General features: G+C 69.5%; 15 protein-coding genes. 5 read left to right on the plus strand and 10 right to left on the minus strand.

Features of this window, described 5'->3' with window-relative positions; all coding sequences use genetic code 11:
• Positions 1-137 precede the first annotated feature (137 nt).
• The gene (locus KHC28_RS05080; RefSeq protein WP_246564292.1) at positions 138-1,553 is read right to left on the minus strand and encodes an FAD-binding oxidoreductase; all 1,416 of its coding nucleotides are present in this window, start codon (positions 1,551-1,553) and stop codon (positions 138-140) included.
• Positions 1,554-1,817: 264 nt separating this feature from the next.
• Between KHC28_RS05080 and KHC28_RS05085 the strand changes: the two genes are divergently transcribed.
• Together KHC28_RS05085 and KHC28_RS05090 are read left to right on the plus strand one after the other, a co-directional pair.
• A complete protein-coding gene (locus KHC28_RS05085) occupies positions 1,818-2,330 on the plus strand; it encodes a thioesterase family protein (RefSeq protein WP_214007234.1) in 513 nt (170 codons plus the stop codon).
• A 165-nt stretch (positions 2,331-2,495) separates the two neighbouring features.
• The gene (locus KHC28_RS05090) at positions 2,496-2,723 is read left to right on the plus strand and encodes a hypothetical protein (RefSeq protein WP_214007235.1); all 228 of its coding nucleotides are present in this window, start codon (positions 2,496-2,498) and stop codon (positions 2,721-2,723) included.
• A 48-nt stretch (positions 2,724-2,771) separates the two neighbouring features.
• On the opposite strand, the gene KHC28_RS05095 is transcribed toward KHC28_RS05090, so the two are convergent.
• The 3 genes from KHC28_RS05095 to KHC28_RS05105 form a co-directional block, all read right to left on the minus strand.
• The gene (locus KHC28_RS05095) at positions 2,772-3,698 is read right to left on the minus strand and encodes a 50S ribosomal protein L11 methyltransferase (protein WP_214007236.1); all 927 of its coding nucleotides are present in this window, start codon (positions 3,696-3,698) and stop codon (positions 2,772-2,774) included.
• Between the two features lie 75 nt (positions 3,699-3,773).
• The gene (locus KHC28_RS05100; RefSeq protein WP_214007237.1) at positions 3,774-6,269 is read right to left on the minus strand and encodes an ATP-dependent helicase; all 2,496 of its coding nucleotides are present in this window, start codon (positions 6,267-6,269) and stop codon (positions 3,774-3,776) included.
• 190 nt (positions 6,270-6,459) lie between these two features.
• A complete protein-coding gene (locus tag KHC28_RS05105) occupies positions 6,460-7,254 on the minus strand; it encodes an ABC transporter substrate-binding protein (protein WP_214007238.1) in 795 nt (264 codons plus the stop codon).
• Positions 7,255-7,373: 119 nt separating this feature from the next.
• Here KHC28_RS05105 and KHC28_RS05110 point away from each other — a divergent pair, with 119 nt between their 5' ends.
• The 3 genes from KHC28_RS05110 (at position 7,374) to KHC28_RS05120 (ending at position 10,193) form a co-directional block, all read left to right on the plus strand.
• Entirely contained in the window at positions 7,374-7,982 is a 609-nt protein-coding gene (locus tag KHC28_RS05110) for a LysE family translocator (protein ID WP_246564294.1), read from the plus strand.
• 104 nt (positions 7,983-8,086) lie between these two features.
• Positions 8,087-9,925, plus strand: a complete 1,839-nt coding sequence (locus tag KHC28_RS05115; protein ID WP_214007240.1) for an aminopeptidase P family protein — start codon at positions 8,087-8,089, stop codon at positions 9,923-9,925.
• 115 nt (positions 9,926-10,040) lie between these two features.
• A complete protein-coding gene (locus tag KHC28_RS05120; protein WP_214007241.1) occupies positions 10,041-10,193 on the plus strand; it encodes a DUF3309 family protein in 153 nt (50 codons plus the stop codon).
• A gap of 255 nt (positions 10,194-10,448) precedes the next feature.
• Here KHC28_RS05120 and KHC28_RS05125 read toward each other — a convergent pair whose 3' ends face one another.
• From KHC28_RS05125 to ftsZ, 6 genes are all read right to left on the minus strand, one after another.
• Positions 10,449-11,006, minus strand: a complete 558-nt coding sequence (locus tag KHC28_RS05125) for a cysteine hydrolase family protein (protein ID WP_214007242.1) — start codon at positions 11,004-11,006, stop codon at positions 10,449-10,451.
• 50 nt (positions 11,007-11,056) lie between these two features.
• Positions 11,057-13,534 (minus strand): NAD-dependent DNA ligase LigA, encoded by a 2,478-nt coding sequence (gene ligA, locus KHC28_RS05130; RefSeq protein ID WP_214007243.1) that lies wholly within the window; start codon positions 13,532-13,534, stop codon positions 11,057-11,059.
• Positions 13,531-15,231, minus strand: a complete 1,701-nt coding sequence (gene recN, locus KHC28_RS05135; protein ID WP_214007244.1) for a DNA repair protein RecN — start codon at positions 15,229-15,231, stop codon at positions 13,531-13,533. The genes ligA and recN overlap by 4 nt, the downstream gene beginning before the upstream one ends.
• 130 nt (positions 15,232-15,361) lie before the next feature.
• Entirely contained in the window at positions 15,362-16,240 is an 879-nt protein-coding gene (locus tag KHC28_RS05140; protein WP_214007245.1) for an outer membrane protein assembly factor BamD, read from the minus strand.
• A gap of 184 nt (positions 16,241-16,424) precedes the next feature.
• Positions 16,425-17,366, minus strand: coding sequence for a UDP-3-O-acyl-N-acetylglucosamine deacetylase (gene lpxC, locus KHC28_RS05145; RefSeq protein WP_214007246.1), 942 nt, complete (start codon positions 17,364-17,366; stop codon positions 16,425-16,427).
• 307 nt (positions 17,367-17,673) lie between these two features.
• Positions 17,674-19,425 (minus strand): cell division protein FtsZ, encoded by a 1,752-nt coding sequence (ftsZ, locus tag KHC28_RS05150; RefSeq protein ID WP_214007247.1) that lies wholly within the window; start codon positions 19,423-19,425, stop codon positions 17,674-17,676.
• Between the last annotated feature and the right edge of the window lie 30 nt (positions 19,426-19,455).

Raw genomic sequence — 19,455 nt, forward strand, 5'->3', positions numbered from 1 at the left:
CCTCCGCGATCGGCCGCGCCGGCCTCCCGCCGCTTGCGCGGGAGCCGGCCGCCGACAGTCTTACATGCTTGACGTTATTTGCAGTCTCCACACCGATGCAACAGCACGATGGTGAGGCACACCGGCGAAAACTGCCCTTAGGGGAGGATCTTGCCGGGATTCATGATGCCCTTGGGGTCGAGCGCCTGCTTGATCGCCCGCATGGCACCCAGCGTCGCCTCCCCGTGCTCGGCTTCCATGTATTTGCGCTTGCCCTGGCCGACGCCGTGCTCGCCGGTGGCGGTGCCGCCCATGGCCAGCGCCCGTTTCACCATGCGCGAGATGAAGTCCTTCGCCTTGGCGACGTCCTGCGGGTCATCCATGTCGACCAGCGTCACCGTGTGGAAATTGCCGTCGCCGACATGGCCGACGATGGGGGCGATCATGCCCATCTCCTCGATGTCGCGCTTGGTCTCGTCGACGCATTCGGCGAGACGCGAGATCGGCACGCACACATCGGTCGCCAGCGCCTTGGCGCCCGGCTTCAGCGGCAGGCAGGCCCAGTAGGCGTCATGCCGCGCCTGCCACAGCTTGGAGCGGTCCTCCGGGCGCGTCGCCCAGGAAAAGGCGCCGCCGCCGAAATCGGTGGCGATCTCGCCGAAGCGCTCGGCCTGCTCGTGCACGCCCGCCTCGGTGCCGTGGAACTCGACGAACAAGGTGGGCTGCTCGGCGAGGTCGAGCTTGGAATAGGCGTTGCACGCCTTCACCTGCACCTCGTCGAGCAGTTCGATGCGCGCCACCGGCAGGCCGGACTGGATGGTGGCGATCACCGCGTCGCAGGCCGAGCGGATGGTCGGGAACGGACAGACACCGGCGGAGATCGCCTCCGGCTGGCCGGACAGCTTCAGCGTCAGCTGGGTGATCACCCCGAGCGTGCCCTCGGCGCCGACGAACAGGCGGGTGAGGTCGTAGCCGGCCGAGGACTTGCGGGCGCGCCGGGCGGTGGTGATCAGCTCGCCATTGGCCAGCACCGCGTTCAGCGAGATGACATTGTCCTTCATCGTGCCGTAGCGCACCGCATTGGTGCCGGAGGCGCGGGTCGAGGCCATGCCGCCCAGCGAAGCGTCGGCGCCCGGATCGATCGGGAAGAACAGGCCGATGTCGCGCAGATGCTCGTTGAGCTGCTTGCGGGTGACGCCGGGCTCCACCACGCAGTCGAGGTCTTCCATGTTGACGGCGAGGACGCGGTTCATCCGCGACAGGTCGATGGAGATGCCGCCCTCGGGCGCGTTGATCTGGCCTTCCAGCGACGAGCCGGTACCGAACGGGATCACCGGCACGCCATTGGCGGCGCAGGTGCGCACGATAATTTGAACGTCGTCCTCGCTCTCGGCGAACACCACCGCGTCGGGGGCCTGGTTGCCGAGCCAGGTCAGCGTATTGGCATGCTGTTCGCGGATCGCCCGGCCGGTGGCAAGACGGTCGCCGAAGTGCTTGGCAAGGCTGGCGATCGCCGCCGCCACGCCGGCCTCGTGCGTCCGCTCTCCCGTCGTCCCGTCCATCAGCTCGGCCATGTTCCGCCTCCTCCTCGTCCTGCCCTGCGACGCCTCACGCGCGCGAGCCATATACCCTCCGGGCGCCGGGTGCGAGGTGTCTGTGGCGGGTGATTCGCCGATCCGCCGGCAGATTCCGCGGAAACACACGAATTCCGCCCTTCTAAAGCCATTTGGGCAGGTGACGGTTGCACCGAAAGTCGGCACAATGCTTGTCAATAAGGCAGCGCGCGGACGTGACGTTCCTCGTGAACGGCGGCGCTCCACAACGTCGGGAATGGTGTCATGCTGGACGGGATCGATTTCGAACCCGTATTCTTCGCCCCATTCGTCTCGTCCGCGATGGCGGTCGAGCCCGGTTGGGTCGATTACGACGGGCAGCTGAATACAGCCTATTACAGCCTTCTGTTCGACCGCGCGGTCGACGAGGCGGTGTTCCTGGTCGGGCTCGGGCCGCATCTGACGGAAACCCGCAGCTCCTCCTTCTTCACCGTGGAGTCGCATCAGCGCTTCCTGCGCGAGCTGCGCGCGGGCCATGAGGTGCGGGTAACGCTGCGCCTCGTCAATTACGACGAGAAACGCATGCACCTGTTCCAGGAGATGCACCATGCCCGTGAGGGCTGGACCGCAGCCACCTGCGAGCTGGTGGCGCTGCATGTGGAAACCGGCACCCGCCGGCCCTCGCCCTTCCCGGACGAGGTGCTGGAGCGCCTGGCGCTGATGCGGGCGGCACACGGCGCTCTGCCGCTGCCCGACGGGCTCGGCCGGCCGGTCAACATGCCGATCCGCCTCTCCTGAGGCGATGCCCCGGCAGCCGGGCGGTCCACTCCGACCGCCCGCTCCGGGCTCCCCGCCCCCCGGCCTTGCGATAGTTGCAGGCCTGCCATGAGTTTGCGTCGCTTTTTGTGCGCCGCAAAAGGTTTATGTTGCACGGCATAAACCTTGCTCCGATGGAGACACCTCATGGCCGCGTCTTTTGCCATTGCCGCAATCCACACCGACCCCGCCGCCCGCCAGCCGGAAGCGACCGCCAATTCGCGCGGCGTGTTCGGCCGCCTGCTCGACCGCCTGATCGACGCCCGCATGGCGCAGGCCCGCCTCGAACTCGCCCGTCACGTCCATGCCGGCAAGTTCAACGCCGAGCAGGCCGCTGCGCTCGAGCTGTTCGTGCGCGCCGATCGCGTCGGCTGATCCCGATACGCTGTTCCGGCCTCGCCGGCTCCGGACCTCCCGCGACGCCTAGCGCCGCGGCCGTCCGGCGTCTGCCGCCAGTTCCAGCGTCGTCCATCCCTCGATGGTCCGACGACGCTTGAGATACAGCCCCTGCGCGCGATAGGCAGCGAGCGCTGCATTGGCGTGCGAGGGCAACAGCCCCGACAGCACCACCGTGCCGCCCTTCGCCAGCAGCGGCCGCAGCGGCCGGGCGATACCCTTGAGCGGCGCCAGCAGGATGTTGGCGAGGATCAGCTCATAAGGCCCCTGGCCGCGGAATTCCTGCGCTCCCAGCCCCGGCGCGTGCAGGAAACGCACGAACGGCGCCGCGTGGTTGGCGCGGGCGTTCTCCTTCGCCGTCGCCACCGCCACCCGGTCGATGTCGCTCGCCAGCACCGGCGTGCGGAACAGTAGCGCCGCCCCCATGCCCAGCACGCCCGTCCCGGTACCGACGTCGAGCGTCCGAGCCGGCCGCCGACGCTTGCCATAGGCGTGGATCGCCGCGAGGCAGCCCTTGGTGGTGCCGTGATGGCCGGTGCCGAAGGCGAGCGCCGCCTCGATCTCGATGCCGATGCGGCTGCCGCCGCCGACCCGGTCGCGGTCATGCGAGCCGTGCACCATGAAGCGGCCGATCGCCACCGGCGCCAAGCCCTCCAGCGAGGCGGCCACCCAGTCCTTCTTGTCGAGGATGGAGAACACCGCCGCCTCTGCGGCGGCGGGCGAGATGAGGGCGATCAGCTCGCGCACGCTCTCCTCGTCCGGCTCCTCGGCGAAATAGGCTTCGACGGCCCAGCCGGAGCCCTCGGCACGGTCCTCGATCTCGAAGGCGGAGGTGGCGACCTCGGCGGGATCGAAGCTCTCGCCAAGATATTCGGCGATCGCCCGCGCCTCCGGCTCGGGCGCATCGACGCGCATCACATGCGACGCGCCGTTGGGCGGAAGTCCTTCGAGCATGACCGGCCTCGCGGGTGGAAAGGAATGCGCGCTGTTTACGAAAGCGCGGCGGGAAACGCCAGCGCCCCCGACGCCTCACGCCCCTTCGACATAGTTGTCGAGCACCCGCTTCTCGCCGGCCTTGTCGAACTGCACGGTGAGCTTGTTGCCCTCCGCCGCCGTCACCTCGCCATAGCCGAACTTCTGGTGGAACACCCGCGTGCCGACCGGGAAGCGCGACGGCGCGCCGGTCGAGCTCGCCACCAGCTGGCCCTCGATCACCCGCCCGCCGCTCGAATAGCCTCGTGAGGCACCGGGATTGTAGCGCGCGGCGCCATCCGAGAAGCCGCCGAACTGCCCTTCGCGGCGACCGGAGGCATTGCCTTGCGCATTGGCCTGCGCGTGGCTCTGCGCCCGCTGCCAGCCCGGCGTCGAATAGGTCGAACCGAAGGTCTGCGCCTCGTCGAAGCGGCTCGGGCCGTAGCCATAGCGCCCGGCGCTGGTCGCCCCGCCCCAGCCATGGCCCCCGCGCGATTCCGTCACCTCGACATGGGTTTCCGGCAGTTCGTCGAGGAAGCGGCTCGGCACGCTCGACTGCCAGGAGCCGTGGATGCGGCGGTTGGAGGCGAAGAACACCTTGGCGAGCTTCTTCGCCCGCGTCACGCCGACATAGGCGAGGCGCCGTTCCTCCTCCAGCCCGGCGCGGCCCTGCTCGTCGAGCGCGCGCTGGTTGGGGAACACGCCCTCCTCCCAGCCGGGTAGGAACACCACGTCGAATTCCAGCCCCTTGGCGGAATGCAGCGTCATGATGCTCACCGCCTCGCCGGCGCCGGAGCCCTCGGTGTCCATCACGAGCGAGATATGCTCGAGAAAGCCGACGAGGTTCTCGAACGGCTCCATCGCGCGCACGAGCTCCTTCAGATTGTCGAGCCGCCCGGCGGCATCGGCGGAGCGGTCCTTCTGCCACATCTCGGTATAGCCCGACTCGTCGAGCACGATCTCGGCGAGCTGGCTTTGCGGCATCGAGCCGATCTGCTCGCGCCAGCGGTCGAAGGAGCCGACGAGGTCGCGCAGGGTGAGCCGCACCTTCGGCTTCAGCTCCTCCGAGCCGACCAGCTGCCGCGCCGCCTCGATCAGCGGCACGCCGACCGCGCGGGCATGGTCGTGGATCTGCCGCAGCGCCGCGTCGCCGAGCCCGCGCTTGGGCACGTTGACGATGCGCTCGAAGGCGAGGTCGTCCGATGGCGAGGCGATGACGCGCAGATAGGCGAGCGCGTCGCGGATTTCCGCCCGCTCATAGAAGCGCGGGCCGCCGATCACCCGGTAGTTCAGCCCCATGGTGACGAAGCGGTCTTCGAATTCGCGCATCTGGAACGAGGCGCGCACCAGGATCGCCATGTGGGAGAGCGCATGGCCGCGATGCTGCAGCGCCTCGATCTCCTCGCCGATGGCACGGGCCTCTTCCTGGCTGTCCCAGGCGCCGGTCACCGACACCTTCTCGCCGCTCTCGCCCTCGGAGAACAGCGTCTTGCCGAGCCGCCCCTCATTATGGGCGATCAGATGCGCGGCGGCGCCGAGGATATGACCGGTCGAGCGGTAATTGCGCTCCAGCCGCACCACCTTGGCGCCGGGAAAGTCGCTCTCGAACCGCAGGATGTTGTCCACCTCGGCGCCGCGCCAGCCATAGATCGACTGGTCGTCGTCGCCGACGCAGCAGACATTCTTCGAGCCCTGCGCCAGCAGCCGCAGCCAGAGATACTGCGCGACGTTGGTGTCCTGATACTCGTCGACGAGGATGTAGCGGAAGCGCCGGTGATACTCGGCGAGCACGTCCGGATTCTCGCGCAGGAGGCGGATGCCTTCGAGCAGCAGGTCGCCGAAATCCACCGCGTTCAGCGCCTTCAGCCGCGCCTGATAATCGGCATAGAGCTTCTGCCCGCGGCCATTGGCGAAGGCGGCGCCCTCGCCGGCCGACACCATGTCCGGGGTGAGGCCGCGATTCTTCCAGCCGTCGATGGTGTTGGCGAGCAGCCGCGCCGGCCAGCGCTTCTCGTCGATCTGCTCGGCCTGCAGCAGCTGCTTGAGCAGCCTTATCTGGTCGTCGGTGTCGAGAATGGTGAAGCCGGATCGCAGCCCGACCAGCTCGGCGTGCCGGCGCAGCATGCGCACGCCGATCGAGTGGAAGGTGCCGAGCCACGGCATGCCCTCTACCTGCTCGCCGACCATGGCGCCGATGCGGTCCTTCATCTCGCGCGCCGCCTTGTTGGTGAAGGTCACGGCGAGGATCTGCGAGGGCCAGGCGAGGCCGAGCGAAAGGATATGGGCTATGCGGGTGGTCAGCACCCGCGTCTTGCCGGTGCCGGCGCCGGCGAGCACCAGCACCGGGCCGTCGGTCGCCTCCACCGCCTCGCGCTGCTCGGGGTTCAACCCGTCGAAATAGGCCGGCGCCCGCCCGGCCGGGCCGGGCGGCAGCGCGCCGGCACGGGCGCGCGCGGCAATGCCGCCCGGACGCGGCGTGTGCGCCGGCAGGTCGAAGGGAATGTCGTCAGGATCGTTCCAGGGGTCGCCCAAAGGCCCGCTCGTTCTCGTCATCAGCGCGGCTCCCGGCCGGGCAACATCGCCCGGACAAATCGAGAAAGCGCGCGCGCCTCAATAAGCCGGCACCCGGCGGCGCGAAAGCCTCTCCCGACCTTCCCGCCACCGCCGCCAGCGATTCCTGCGAGAACAAAATGGCATCGGCATGCCCGTTTGGCGAGGCCGGGCCGCCACGCACCGCTTTTTTCTAGGGTCGCGGCAGCACGGTCGTCACCGGCGAATCCGCCGGCGGGCGGGCGCCGAACCATTTGCGGTGAATGGCGGCGAGCGTGCCGTCGCGCTTGATTGCCGACAGCGCCGCGTCGACCCGCCCGGTCCAGGCGGAGCTTCGCCGCAGCATGAGGGCGTAGCGGTCCTCGGTCGGCAGCCGGGCGATGACGGCGAGGTCACGGCTGTCCAACAGCGCGTAGAGCAGCGCCGGCTCGTCGCCGAAATAAGCGGCGACCTCGCCGCTGCGCAGCAGCGCCAGCGCCTGGTCGAGGCCGTCGACATAGCGGATGGCACGGACGGCGTAGCTGCCCTTGCTCGCCTCCAGCCATTGCGCATTGGTCGAGGCCGGCATCGCCGCCGCCGTCTTGCCGGCCAGCCCCGCCAGATCGCGGATGCCGGAGGCCTTCAACACGACCACCGCCTGCGAGGTGCGGTAATAGGGCTGGGTGAAATCGAAGCGGCCGAGCCGCTCCGGCGTCACGGTGATGCTGCTCGCCACCGCGTCGACGCGCCCGACGTCCAGCGCCTCGAACAGCTCGGCAAAGCCCATCGGCCGCAGCGCCACCTCGACGCCGAGCTCCTTGCCCAGCGCCTGCACCATGTCGATGTCGAAGCCGACATAGGCGCCTTTTTCGTCGCGGAACTCCCAGGGCCGGTTGTCGAGATGCACGCCGACGGTCAGTTGCGCCGCCGCCGGCGACAGCGCCGGAAACAGCACGAGGATCAGGCCGATGGCGACGAACGCCAGTCGGCGACAGGCCGTCCGGACCATGAGGGAAGCTCCATTTGCCGGGCGGTCAGATTGACGTTCCAAGGGATCGGGTCGATGCTGGCGCAATCGTCTCTCCTCGTCCAGCCGGTTCCCCCAACATGTCGTACGGACTCTTTACGATGACCGCGCTGGCCGGCGCGCTATACGTGCTGATGCCCGGCCCCGCCTTCCTGGCGTTGTTCTCGCTCGCCGCTGCGCAGGGGCGCGGCGCCGGGGTTCGCTTCGTCAGCGGCCATCTCGTCGGCGACCTGTTCTGGGGCACGCTGGCCTTCGCCGCCATCATCGGCGTCAACCAGCTCGGCCCGACTTTGTTCGATCTGCTCGGCATCGCCTGCGGGCTCTATCTGTGCTGGCTCGGCGTCAAGGCGCTGACCTCGAAGGGCAGCACCGGCGCGCCCATCGGCGCCGGCCGGCCTCTGATCACCGGCATCCTGTTCGGCCTCACCAATCCGAAGGCCTATCCGGTGTCGGTGGCGATGTACACGGCGCTCACCGCCAGCTACGCTACCTCGCTCGCCTGGAGCGACGCGCCCATCCTGATGGCCGCCGCCTTTATCGGCTTCATCGCCGCCGATATCATCCTGGTCTGGGCCGCCGGCCTCGCCCCGGTGCGGCGGGTGTTCATGCGCCACGGCACCATCATCACCCGCCTCGTCGGGGTGATGTTCATCGCCTTCGGCGCCAAGTCGCTGTGGGATGCCGGCCGGGCCATGCATAGCCGTGCCTGACCCCTAGCCGTGCTTAACCCGGCCCATGGCCGCGCCCGACCTTAAGCCGGGCGAGACGCGCCGCCGTCTCCGTTCCCTCCTTCGTGCCTGAGAGAGTGCCTGTCATGCCCGCTTCGACGCTGCAATCCTTCGCCGATTCCGCCGCCCCCGAGCACGGCGCCGCCCATCTCGCGCGGCTGCGCGCCGAGCTCGACCGTCGCGGGCTGGACGGCTTCGTCGTTCCCCGCGCCGATGCGCACCAGAACGAATATGTGCCGCCCTGCGACGAGCGCCTCGCCTGGCTCACCGGCTTCACCGGCTCGGCCGGCATCGCCCTGGTGCTGCGCCAGGAGGCCGCCCTCGTCGTCGACGGGCGCTACACCATCCAGGCCGCCGCCCAGACCGATCCCGGCTCCTATACCGTGGTGCAGCTGGCGCAGCAGAGCCCGGAAGCCTGGCTCGCCGCCAAGGCGCCGGCCGGCGCCCGCATCGGCTACGATCCGTGGCTGACCACGCTCGACGCGCTCGACCGGCTCCGCAAGGCGGCGGCCAGCGCCGACGCCGTGCTGGTGGCGGTCGACGGCAACCCCATCGACGCGGCGTGGGACGACCGCCCGGCCGCCCCGGCGGCGCCGGTCACGCTGCGCGATCCGGCACTGGCGGGCGAGACCACCGAATCGAAGCTCGCGCGCATCCGCGAGAAGCTCGCGGCGGAGAAGCTCGACGCCGTCGTGCTCTCCGATCCGCATGGCGTCGCCTGGACCTTCAACATCCGTGGCGGCGACGTCTCCTTCACCCCGCTGCCGCTCTCCTGGGCCATCGTGCCGCGCGAGGGACGCCCGACGCTGTTCGTCGACGCCCGCAAGCTCTCCAACGCCGTGCGCGACGCGCTGGCCGCCCAGGCGGAGATCGCCGAGCCGGTGATGCTGGAGCGCGCCCTCGACCTCGTGGCGACCGGCGGCGCCACCATCCGCCTCGACCAGGCGACCGCCCCCGCCCAGCTCGCCTCCCGCATCGAGGCGGCGGGCGGCAAGGTCTCGCGCGGCGCCAGCCCGGTGGCGCTGATGCAGGCGGCCAAGAACACCGCCGAGCTCGCCGGCATGCGCGCCGCGCATCGGCGCGACGGCGCGGCGCTCGTCCGCTTCCTCGCCTGGTTCGACCGCGAGGCGCCCAAGGGCGCGCTCACCGAGATCGACTGCGTGGTGGCGCTGGAGAATTTCCGCCGCGACACCGGGTTGCTGAAGGACCTGTCCTTCCCCTCCATTGCCGGCGCCGGGCCGAACGGCGCGCTGCCGCATTACCGGGTCAGCGAGGCCAGCAACCGGCCTCTCAATCCCGGCGAGCTGTTCGTCATCGATTCCGGCGCGCAATATGAGGACGGCACCACCGACGTCACCCGGACCCTGCCGGTCGGCGAGCCCAGCGACGAGATGCGCGACCGCTACACCCGCGTGCTCAAGGGCCACATCGCGGTGGCCCGCGCCATCTTCCCGAAAGGCACCTCCGGCGCCCAGCTCGACCCCTTCGCCCGCCAGTTCCTGTGGGCGGCCGGGCTCGATTTCGACCATGGCACCGGCCACGGCGTCGGCGCCTATCTCTCGGTGCATGAGGGCCCGGCGCGCATTTCCAAGCTCGGCGCGGTGCCGCTGGAGGAAGGCATGGTGCTCTCCGACGAGCCCGGCTTTTACAAGGAAGGCGGCTTCGGCATCCGGCTGGAGAACCTGATCGTGGTGCAGGCCGAGCCCACCCCGCCTGGCGGCGAGCGCGAGCTGTTCAGCTTCGAGACCATCACCTTCGCCCCCTTCGACCGGCGGGTGATCGACCCGGTGCTGCTCACCGACGAGGAGATCGCCTGGCTGGACGATTACCATGCCCGGGTGCGCGAGCTGATCGGCCCTGAGGTCGCGGGCGAGCCCGAGGTGGCCGGCTGGCTGATCGAGGCCACCGCCCCGCTGCAGGGCTGACCACGCCGCTCTCCCCGAAATCACGAAGACGAGCACGATGGTTCAATGGAACCATCGTGCAGGATAGGCGTTCTCCTCGCAACCCAAGTCTATGGGACCCGAAGGAGACGCCGCCATGACCACTATTCTTCTGATCATCCTGATCCTTATCCTGGTCGGCGCCCTGCCCAGCTGGGGATACAGCCGCAGCTGGGGTTATGGCCCGAGCGGAATCGTGACGATTCTTGTGGTTGTTCTGATCGTGATGATGCTCACCGGGCGGATATAGTCGCACCGCACCGCCGCGTTGCCGGCGACTGGACCATCGCCCGCAGCACGGCAACACCGGTGCGGCCCGCAAGCCCGCGCACGCATTCAGGGAAGCTGGAGGTCCCGCGTATCGCCCAAGCCATATTCTGGCTGAAACCCTACGCACCTCCAAAGAAGGGCCGTCGCGTCTCCCCCCGCGGCGGCCCTTGCCTTTTGGTCGGCCGTTAGCTCGGCAGCCTAGCCGGACGGCGTTGCCGCCCGTGGCCGGGCAGCGTCAGGCGCCCCATTCCTCGGCGATATCGGCGCCGGTCTTCATGCCCGCCCCGGCGAATTCCAGCGCCGCCATCAGCGCCGCCTGCACGCTCGCCGCCGGCACATCGGTGCCGCCGAAGCCGAGGTCGCGCGTCGCGGTGGCGTCATGCGCCACCGTCACCTCATAGCCGAGGTCGAGCGCCGCTCGCGTCGCCGCGTCGACGCACATATGGCTCATCGCCCCGACGATCACGAGCCGGGTCGTCCCCTTCTCCTTCAGCGTCGCGTCGAGCCCGGTGTCGAGAAAGGCGTTGACGTTCTGCTTTACCACCACCGGCTCGCCCGCCTGCGGGCTCACGGTGGGGTTGATCTCAGCCCCCGTGGTGCCGTTGCCGAAGAAGCCGGCCTGCGGCGAAGGATCCTCGTGGCGGACATGCACGATGCCGTGCCCCTGCCGGCGGGCCGCCTCAAGCAGGCGGGCCGCCTCGACGGCCGCCTCCTCCATGCCGACCAGCGGGTATTTTCCACCGGGAAAATAGTCGTTCTGGATGTCGATCAGCAGCAGCGTGGTGTCGGCCATGGAAGGCTCCTCGACGGGATGATGAACGCAATAAACAGAGACGTGCCGGCTCAGCCTTCGCCGGCCAGCGCCAGCCATTCGTCCTCGGTGAGCACGGCGACGCCGAGCTCCCGCGCCTTGGTGAGCTTGGAACCGGCATCGGCGCCGGCGACGACATAGTCGGTCTTCTTCGACACCGAGCCGGCGACCTTGGCACCCAGCCGCTCGGCCATCGCCTTGGCCCCGTCGCGGGTCAACTTTTCCAATGCGCCGGTGAACACCACCGTCTTGCCGGCCACCGCGCCGGAGGCCGCCGGCGGCGCCTCGGCAGGGATCACCCGGATCTCGGCCAGCAATTCGTCGAGCAGGTGCCGGTTATGCTCCTCGGCATGGAACTCGCACAGCGAGGTCGCCGCCACCTCACCGACATCCGGCACGGCGGCAAGCTCAAGGAAGGCTTGGCCCGGCATCTGCCGGCGCGCCTCGGCGAGCGCGACGAGGATCTCGGCCTCGGTGCCGTAGGCTTCCCGGATCGAAACGCGTTGGCGGGCATTCGGCTTGGCGCGGGCGAACACCTTACGTAAGGCGGCTTCGACCTTGTCCGCCGCCAGCTCGCCGTCTTCGAACTCGGAAGCCGCCAGCGCCAGCGCCTCGGCGGTCGGCTTGCCGACCCACTGCACCGCCAGCAGCCGCAGCCACGCCTCGCCGGGCCGCCCCGGCGCGGCGGCTTCCAGCGCGGCGCGCAGCGCCTCGATGTCGCGATAGGTTCGCGCCAGCGCCTTCGCCGTCACCTCGCCGACATGGCGGATGCCGAGCGCATAGACGAAGCGGGCCAGCGGCACTTCGCGACGCTCGTCGATCGAGGCGAACAGCTTGTCGACGCCGAGGAACTGCCGCTCCTCCTCGGTCAGCACCTTCTTGCGCGCCTGCCCGGTCTCGATCTCGCGCTGGCGGGCGCGTTCCTCGCGCTGGGCATAGAACGCGGCCCGCACCTCGTCGCTGCGCCGGTGCAGCCGAAAGATGTCGGCCGGCGTGCGCAGCAGCCCGGCCTCGAACAGCGTCTGCACGTTCTCGTCGCCGAGCCCTTCGATGTCGAGGGCGTCGCGGGCGACGAAATGGCGGATGCGCTCCACAGCCTGCGCCGGGCAGATCAGGCCGCCGGTGCAGCGGCGCACCGATTCGCCCTCTTCCCGCGCCGCGTGCGAGCCGCAGGCCGGGCAGACATGCGGGAACACGTAGCGGGTCGCCTCCGCCGGGCGCCGCTCCAGCACCACGTCCACCACTTGCGGGATGACGTCGCCGGCCCGCTGGATGGTGACGAAATCGCCGATGCGGATGTCGACCGGCCGGCCCTCGACGATGCCGCGGATCGGCTCCCCGTCGCCGCCGATGCCGGCGATGTAGTCTTCATTGTGCAGCGAGGCGTTCGAGACGACCACGCCGCCCACCGTGATCGGCGCCAGCTTGGCGACCGGGGTCAGCGCACCGGTGCGCCCGACCTGGATGTCGATGCCGAGCAGCTGCGTCACCGCCTTCTGCGCCGGAAATTTATGCGCGATCGCCCAGCGCGGCGAGCGCGCGATGAAGCCGAGCTCGTCCTGGTAGTCGAGCCGGTCCACCTTGTAGACGACGCCGTCAATGTCGTAGCCGAGCTCGGCGCGCCGCTCGCCGATCATCCGGTAATGCGCCAGCAGCTCGGCGGACGAGTGGCAGCGCACGGTCAGCTTGTTGGTCGGCAGCCCCCAGCGCTTGAACGCCTCGATGACGCCGAACTGGGTGTCCGCCGGCAGCCCGCCGGCCGATACCTCGCCCCAGGCATAGGCGAAGAAGCGCAGCGGCCGGGCGGCGGTGATCTTCGGGTCGAGCTGGCGCAGGCTGCCGGCCGCCGCGTTGCGCGGATTGGCGAACAGCGGCTTGCCCCCCTCCTGCTGGCGCTCGTTGAGCGCCGCGAAGTCGGCATGGCCCATATAGACCTCGCCGCGCACCTCGAACACGTCGGGGATCTCGAACATGTCGCGGCCGGCGAGCTGCTCCGGGATGTCCTTGATGGTCCGCACATTATTGGTGACGTCCTCGCCCTCGAAGCCGTCGCCACGGGTGGCGGCGCTGACCAGCGTCCCCTTCTGGTAGCGCAGCGAGCAGCTGAGCCCGTCGATCTTCGGCTCGGCGGTGACGACGAGGTCCGCCTCGGGAGCAAGGCCGAGGAAGCGGCGGATGCGCGCCACGAACTCCTCCACCTCTTCGTCGGCGAAGGCGTTGCCGAGCGACAGCATCGGCACCGCATGGCGGATCTTGGCGAATTTCGCCGATGGCGCCGCGCCCACCTTCTCGGAGAGGCTGTCGAGGCCTTTCAGTTCCGGGAAGGCCGCCTCGATCGCCTCGTAGCGGCGGCGCAGCGCGTCATAGTCCGCGTCGGAGACGGTGGGCGCGTCGTCCTGATAGTAGCGGCGGTCATGGCCGGCGATCTCCTCGCCGAGCCGGGCATGTTCCTTGGCCGCCTCGTCGGCGGTGAGCTTCTCGATGGCGATATCGGCAGGGGATGCGGTCATGCGGACGACTTCGTTACGGCTTTGGCGGTCTCCGCGCTCTTCAGCAGCCGCTCGGCGGCGGCGCGGGCTTCGGTGGTGATCTCGGCGCCCGACAGCATGCGGGCGATCTCCTCGCGGCGATGATCGGGGGCGAGCGGCGCGACATGGGTGGCGACGCGGTCGCGCTCGGCGGTCATCTCCTTGGCGATGCGGTAGTGCTGGACGGCACGCGCCGCCACCTGCGGCGCATGGGTCACCGCGATCACCTGTGCCTTCGCGCCCAGCCGGGCGAGCCGCGCGCCGATGGCGTCCGCCACCGCGCCGCCCACCCCGGTGTCGATCTCGTCGAACACCAGCGTCGGCGCCGAGCCCTTGTCGGCCAGCACCACCTTGAGCGCCAGCAGGAAGCGGGCGAGCTCGCCGCCGGAGGCGACCTTCATCATCGGCCCCGGCCTTGTGCCGGGATTGGTGCGCACCCAGAACTCGATGCGGTCATAGCCGTCGGCGCCGCCGCCGGCCGCGTCGGTCTGGATGTCGGTGGTGAACTGCGCCCGCTCCAGCTTCAGCGGCGGCAATTCGGCGTTCACCGCCGCGTCGAGCGCGACGCCGGCGCGGTGGCGGCGCTCGGAGAGGTTGCGGGCGGCGGCGCGATAGGCTCTCTCCGCCTCGGCGGCCCGCGCCTCCAGCCCGGCCAGCGCCTGCGCGCCATTGTCCAGCGCCTCCAGCTTGCCGACGAAGCGTGCGGCGGTCTGCGGCAGGTCGTCGACGCGGCAGCTATATTTCCGACCGGCGGCGCGCAGCGCGAACAGCCGTTCCTCGATCCGCTCCAGCTCGCGCGGGTCGAAATCCGCCGCGCGCAGTGCCTCTTCCAGCAGCGTGCGCGCCAGTTCGAGCGCATTCAGCGCCTGGTCGATCGCCTCCACCGCCGGGCGTACCAGCGCCTCGGCCTCGCCGGCACGGCGCTCCAGCCGGCGCACGGCGGCGGCGAGGGTCGGCACCGGCGAGCCGTGCCCGCCGACAACCTCATGCGCCTCGCCGAGATCGGTGGCGATCTTCTCGTAGCGCATCATCTCCGAGCGCCTCGTGGCGAGCCGCTCCTCCTCGCCGGTCTCGGCGCCCAGCGCGGTGAGTTCCTCCACCGCGTGGCGGAGGAAGTCGGCCTCGCGGGCGGCCTCGTCGAGCCGCGCTCGCTCGGCGTCGAGCTCCTCGGTCAGCGCGCGCCAGTGCCGCCACAGCCCGGCCACCTCGGCGGCGGCGACGGTCAGCCCGCCGAACGCATCGAGCAGCACGCGATGGGAAGAGGTGTCGACCAACGCCCGGTCGGCATGCTGGCCGTGGATTTCCACCAGCGCCGCCCCGAGCGCGCGCAGCATCTGCGCGCTCACCGACTGGTCGTTGACGAAGGCGCGAGTGCGCCCGTCGGCATGCTGGATGCGGCGCAGCACCAGCGCGCCGTCATCGGCGATGCCGGCCTCCGCCAGCAGCGCCCGCACCGGGTGGTCGAGGGCGAGGTCGAACTCCGCCGTCACCTGCCCCTGGCCGGCTCCGTGGCGCACCAGCGAACCGTCGCCGCGCCCGCCCAGCGCCAGGGTGAAGGCGTCGAGCAGGATCGACTTGCCGGCGCCGGTCTCGCCGGTCAGCACGGTCAGGCCGGGCTCGAAGGCGAGGTCGAGCCGTTCGATGAGGACGATGTCCCTGATCGCCAGGGCAGCGAGCATGCGTCAGCTCCGAAGCGAATCCCGCCGGCGAAGCAGGCGCCGGCGCAAGGCAGGTTCTAGAGCATTTTCGCGTTGTGTTCACGTCGGGCGGCGAGAAATCGCCGCGAACCCGACCGGCCCGGTTCGCCGGTCAGGAGCCGAGCTTGAAGCCCTGGAAAGCCTTGGCGATCCACGACTGGTTGTTCATCTGCGGATTGACGCCGCGCGACTGCACCAGCTTGTAGGCGTCCTTGTACCAGCTGCTTTCCGGGAAATTATAACCGAGCACCGCCGCCGAGGTCTGCGCCTCGTTGACGACGCCGAGCGCCATATAGGCCTCGGTCAGCCGATACAGCGCCTCCTCGGCGTGGCGCGTGGTCTGGTAGCGGGTCACGACCACCTTGAAGCGGTTGATCGCCCCGGCATAGTTGCGCTGCTCGAGATAATAGCGCCCGATCATCATCTCCTTGCCGGCGAGCTGGTCGCGGGCCATCTCAAGCTTCTTCTTGGCGCTGACCGCATATTCCGTGTCGGGATATTTGCGGACCACCTCGTCGAGCGCGTCCATCGCCCGCTGGGTGCGGGTCTGGTCGCGGGAGATGTCGGGGATGAGGTCGAAATTCGCCGCCGCGACCAGATACTGCGCATAGGCGGCATCGGCCGAGCCGGGATGCAGGGCGAGGTAGCGCTTGGCGGCGCCGATGCACTCGTCATACTTGCCCTGGGAATAGTTGACATAGGCGATCATCAGCATCGCCTTGCGCGCCCATTCCGAATAGGGGTGCTGGCGGTCCACGTCCTCGAAGCGCGTCAGCGCTCCGGCGTAGTCCTCCTTCTGCATGAGGGTCAGGCCCTCATTGTAGCGCTGCTCGGCCGGCACGTCGGGGACGATGACCTCTTCTTCCTTGGTGTCGAAGAGATTGGCGCAGCCGGCCATCGGGAGTGCGGCGAAGGCCAGCGCGAACAGGCGGGCGACACCAGCGGTTCGCGGCGCCGGCGCATGGTGGCCGGCGAGATGGAGAAGACGCATCACAGCTTTCAATCCCGATCCGGGAGCCACCGCCCCCCGCCGCGGCCCTGCCCGGCACACAAGTCCCTGATTAGCGGCTAGCGCTGCTTTCCGACCGGATTATGGCGACTGGGATGCCACGAACAAGCAATGTCGACGGCAACGCGACTCCGCCGGCGACGGCTGGCGCTTGGCCCGGCGCGTCTCAGAGCTCCGGCGCGTGCGCCGGCATCGCCACCGCGACACCAAGGCCCGCGGTGCCGCGCAGGGCACGGCGGCTCGGCTGGCGCGCCTCGACGATCTCATAGGCCGAACGATCGGCGAGCAGGGCATCGACCACGGCGAAGTTCAGCTTGTGGCCGCCGCGATAGGAACGGTAGCGCCCCAGCAGCGGCATGCCGCCAAGGGCGAGGTCGCCGACGGCATCGAGCGCCTTGTGGCGGACGAACTCGTCGGACCAGCGCAGCCCGCCCTCATTCACCACCCCGTCTTCGCTGACGCAGATGGTGTTCTCCAGCGAGGCGCCGAGCGCATAGCCGGCTTCCCAGAGGCGGTTGACGTCGCTGAGGAAGCCGAAGGTGCGGGCCGGCGCCAGCTCGCGGCGGAACACGTCCGGCGACAGGGTGGCGGCATAGCGCTGGCGGCCGATGGCGGCGTGGGCGAAGTCGATCTCGACCTCGAGCCGGAAGCCCATATCGTAGGGCGACAGCTCGCCATAGCCGCTCTCGGTCTCGACCCGGACGGTCTTCAGCACCTTGAGATAGCGGCGGGCGTGATCGGTCTCGACGATGCCAGCCTCATCGATCGCGGTAACGAAGAGATCGGCGCTGCCGTCGAGGATCGGCACTTCCGGCCCGTCGATCTCGACATGAGCGTTGTCGATGCCGAGGCCGGCGAGGCAGGCGAGAAGATGTTCGACGGTGGAGACCGCCGGGCCTTCCGCGTCGCGCAGCACGGTGGCGAGGTCGCTGCCGCGCACGGCGTCGCGGCAGGCGCGCACCGAGCGGGAGGCGTCGGAACGATGGAAGACGATGCCGGTATCGGCCGCAGCGGGAGAGACGGTCATGCGCGCCGCCTTGCCGGAATGGACGCCAACGCCGCTAAAGGCGACGCTGTCGGCAAGGGTGGTTTGGCTTACTGCGTTCATTCCGTCATCCCAGGAACACGCCGGAGCCGGCGACATTCCCCCTCAAGACCTCGATACAGTCACATTCGGCCACCAGGATTCCACGAGATGCGAATCTCCCGACGGCACTTTCTGACTGCACGATAGTCAGCGCCCCCTCGCGTGCCAAATCACGCTTGCTTACCGTCTGTTACCGTCCTGCAATACACCCTGGACGGGAAATAAACCCTTAAGATCAAACGCAAACGCCCGGACCTCTCGGTCCGGGCGCTGCACTGCGTTAAACATTTGGTAACGGTCCGTTACCGGGAGCGCGCTACCGCTTCCCTCAGCCCTGACGGCGCAGGAAGGCGGGGATGTCGAGATGGTCGTCCTCGGCCGGGCGGGCGGCCTGCTGCGGACGGCCATGCTGGTCCATCGGGCGCTGCGGCGCGGGACGCTTGGCGAACTCCGACGCTTCGGGACGACGCTCGGCGAGCGGACGCTCCTCGGCATAGGCCTGCTGCTGCGGCGCGCGGCGCACCACCGGACGAGCCTCCGCCGGCGGATCGACCTCTTCCTCCTCGCGACGGCCGAGGCCGACATGGGCGAGGCGTTGCAGCAGCGTCATGCGCTTCTTCTCGGCATATTGCTGCTCGGTCGGCTCGCCACGGGCAGCGCGGATCTGGTTCTGCGCCGGCATCGGCAGTTCCTCGACCCGCGGCATGCGGGGTGCGCGCTGCTCGGGACGCTCGGCCTGCGGCGGGATGAACGGCTCGATCGGCTCGTCCTGGTAGTCATAGGACGCGGCCTGCGGCTGCTCCTGCTCGACATAGAGCTGCGGCTTGGGCGGCAGCTGGCGGATGGTGACGTCGTCGATGGCGGCGGCCGGCATGTGCTGCGGCGCATAGCCGGTCTCGGCGGCGTAGACGTGCTCGCCGGCGCTCGGGGCGGCGAAGGTGGGCTCGTAGCCCTGGTGGTGCTGCGCGACGGGCTCCTCGCTCAGCGCCGAGGCGACCGAGCGCAGCGCGGCGTCGCGGCGAGCCTCGACGGCGAAGCGGCCGGCATTGGAGACACGACGGCCGCCGATGTCGGCGAGGTTGGACAGGCTGTGCGGGATCTGCTCCGGGATCACCGCCGGGTCGATGCCGGTGGCGACGACCGACACGCGGATGATGCCTTCCAGCGTCTCGTCGAAGGTGGCGCCGAGGATGATGTTGGCGTCCGGGTCGACTTCCTCGCGGATGCGGGTCGCCGCCTCGTCCACCTCGAACAGGGTGAGGTCACGGCCGCCGGTGATCGAGATCAGCAGGCCGCGGGCGCCACGCATCGAGACTTCGTCGAGCAGCGGGTTGGCGATCGCCGCCTCGGCGGCGTGCAGAGCGCGCTTCTCGCCGGAGGCCTCGCCGGTGCCCATCATCGCCTTGCCCATCTCGCGCATCACGGCGCGGACGTCGGCGAAGTCGAGGTTGATCAGGCCTTCCTTCACCATCAGGTCGGTGATGCAGGCGACGCCGGAATACAGCACCTGGTCGGCCATCGCGAAGGCGTCGGCGAAGGTGGTCTTCTCGTTGGCCACCCGGAACAGGTTCTGGTTCGGGATGATGATGAGGGTGTCGACGCTCTTCTGCAGCTCGGCGATGCCCATCTCGCCGATGCGCATGCGGCGCTGGCCTTCGAAGTGGAAGGGCTTGGTCACCACGCCGACGGTGAGGATGCCGAGCTCGCGGGCGGCGCGGGCGATGACGGGCGCCGCGCCGGTGCCGGTGCCGCCGCCCATGCCGGCGGTGATGAACGCCATGTGCGCGCCGGCGAGGTGGTCGCGGATCTCGTCGAGCGCCTCTTCCGCCGCCGCGCGGCCGACTTCCGGCTGCGAGCCGGCGCCGAGGCCCTCGGTGACGGCGACGCCCATCTGCACGATGCGCTCGGCCTTGGAGAGCGCCAGCGCCTGCGCGTCGGTATTGGCCACCACGAAGTCCACGCCCGACAGGCCGGCGGTGATCATGTTGTTGACGGCGTTGCCGCCGGCGCCGCCGACGCCGAACACGGTGATCCGGGGGCGCAGCTCGCGAATATCAGGCACCTGGAGGTTGATGGTCATTGTATCTGTCCCCTAACGCCGGCGGGCACG

The organism is Ancylobacter sonchi, from assembly GCF_018390695.1.
Classification (GTDB): Bacteria; Pseudomonadota; Alphaproteobacteria; order Rhizobiales; family Xanthobacteraceae; genus Ancylobacter; species Ancylobacter sonchi.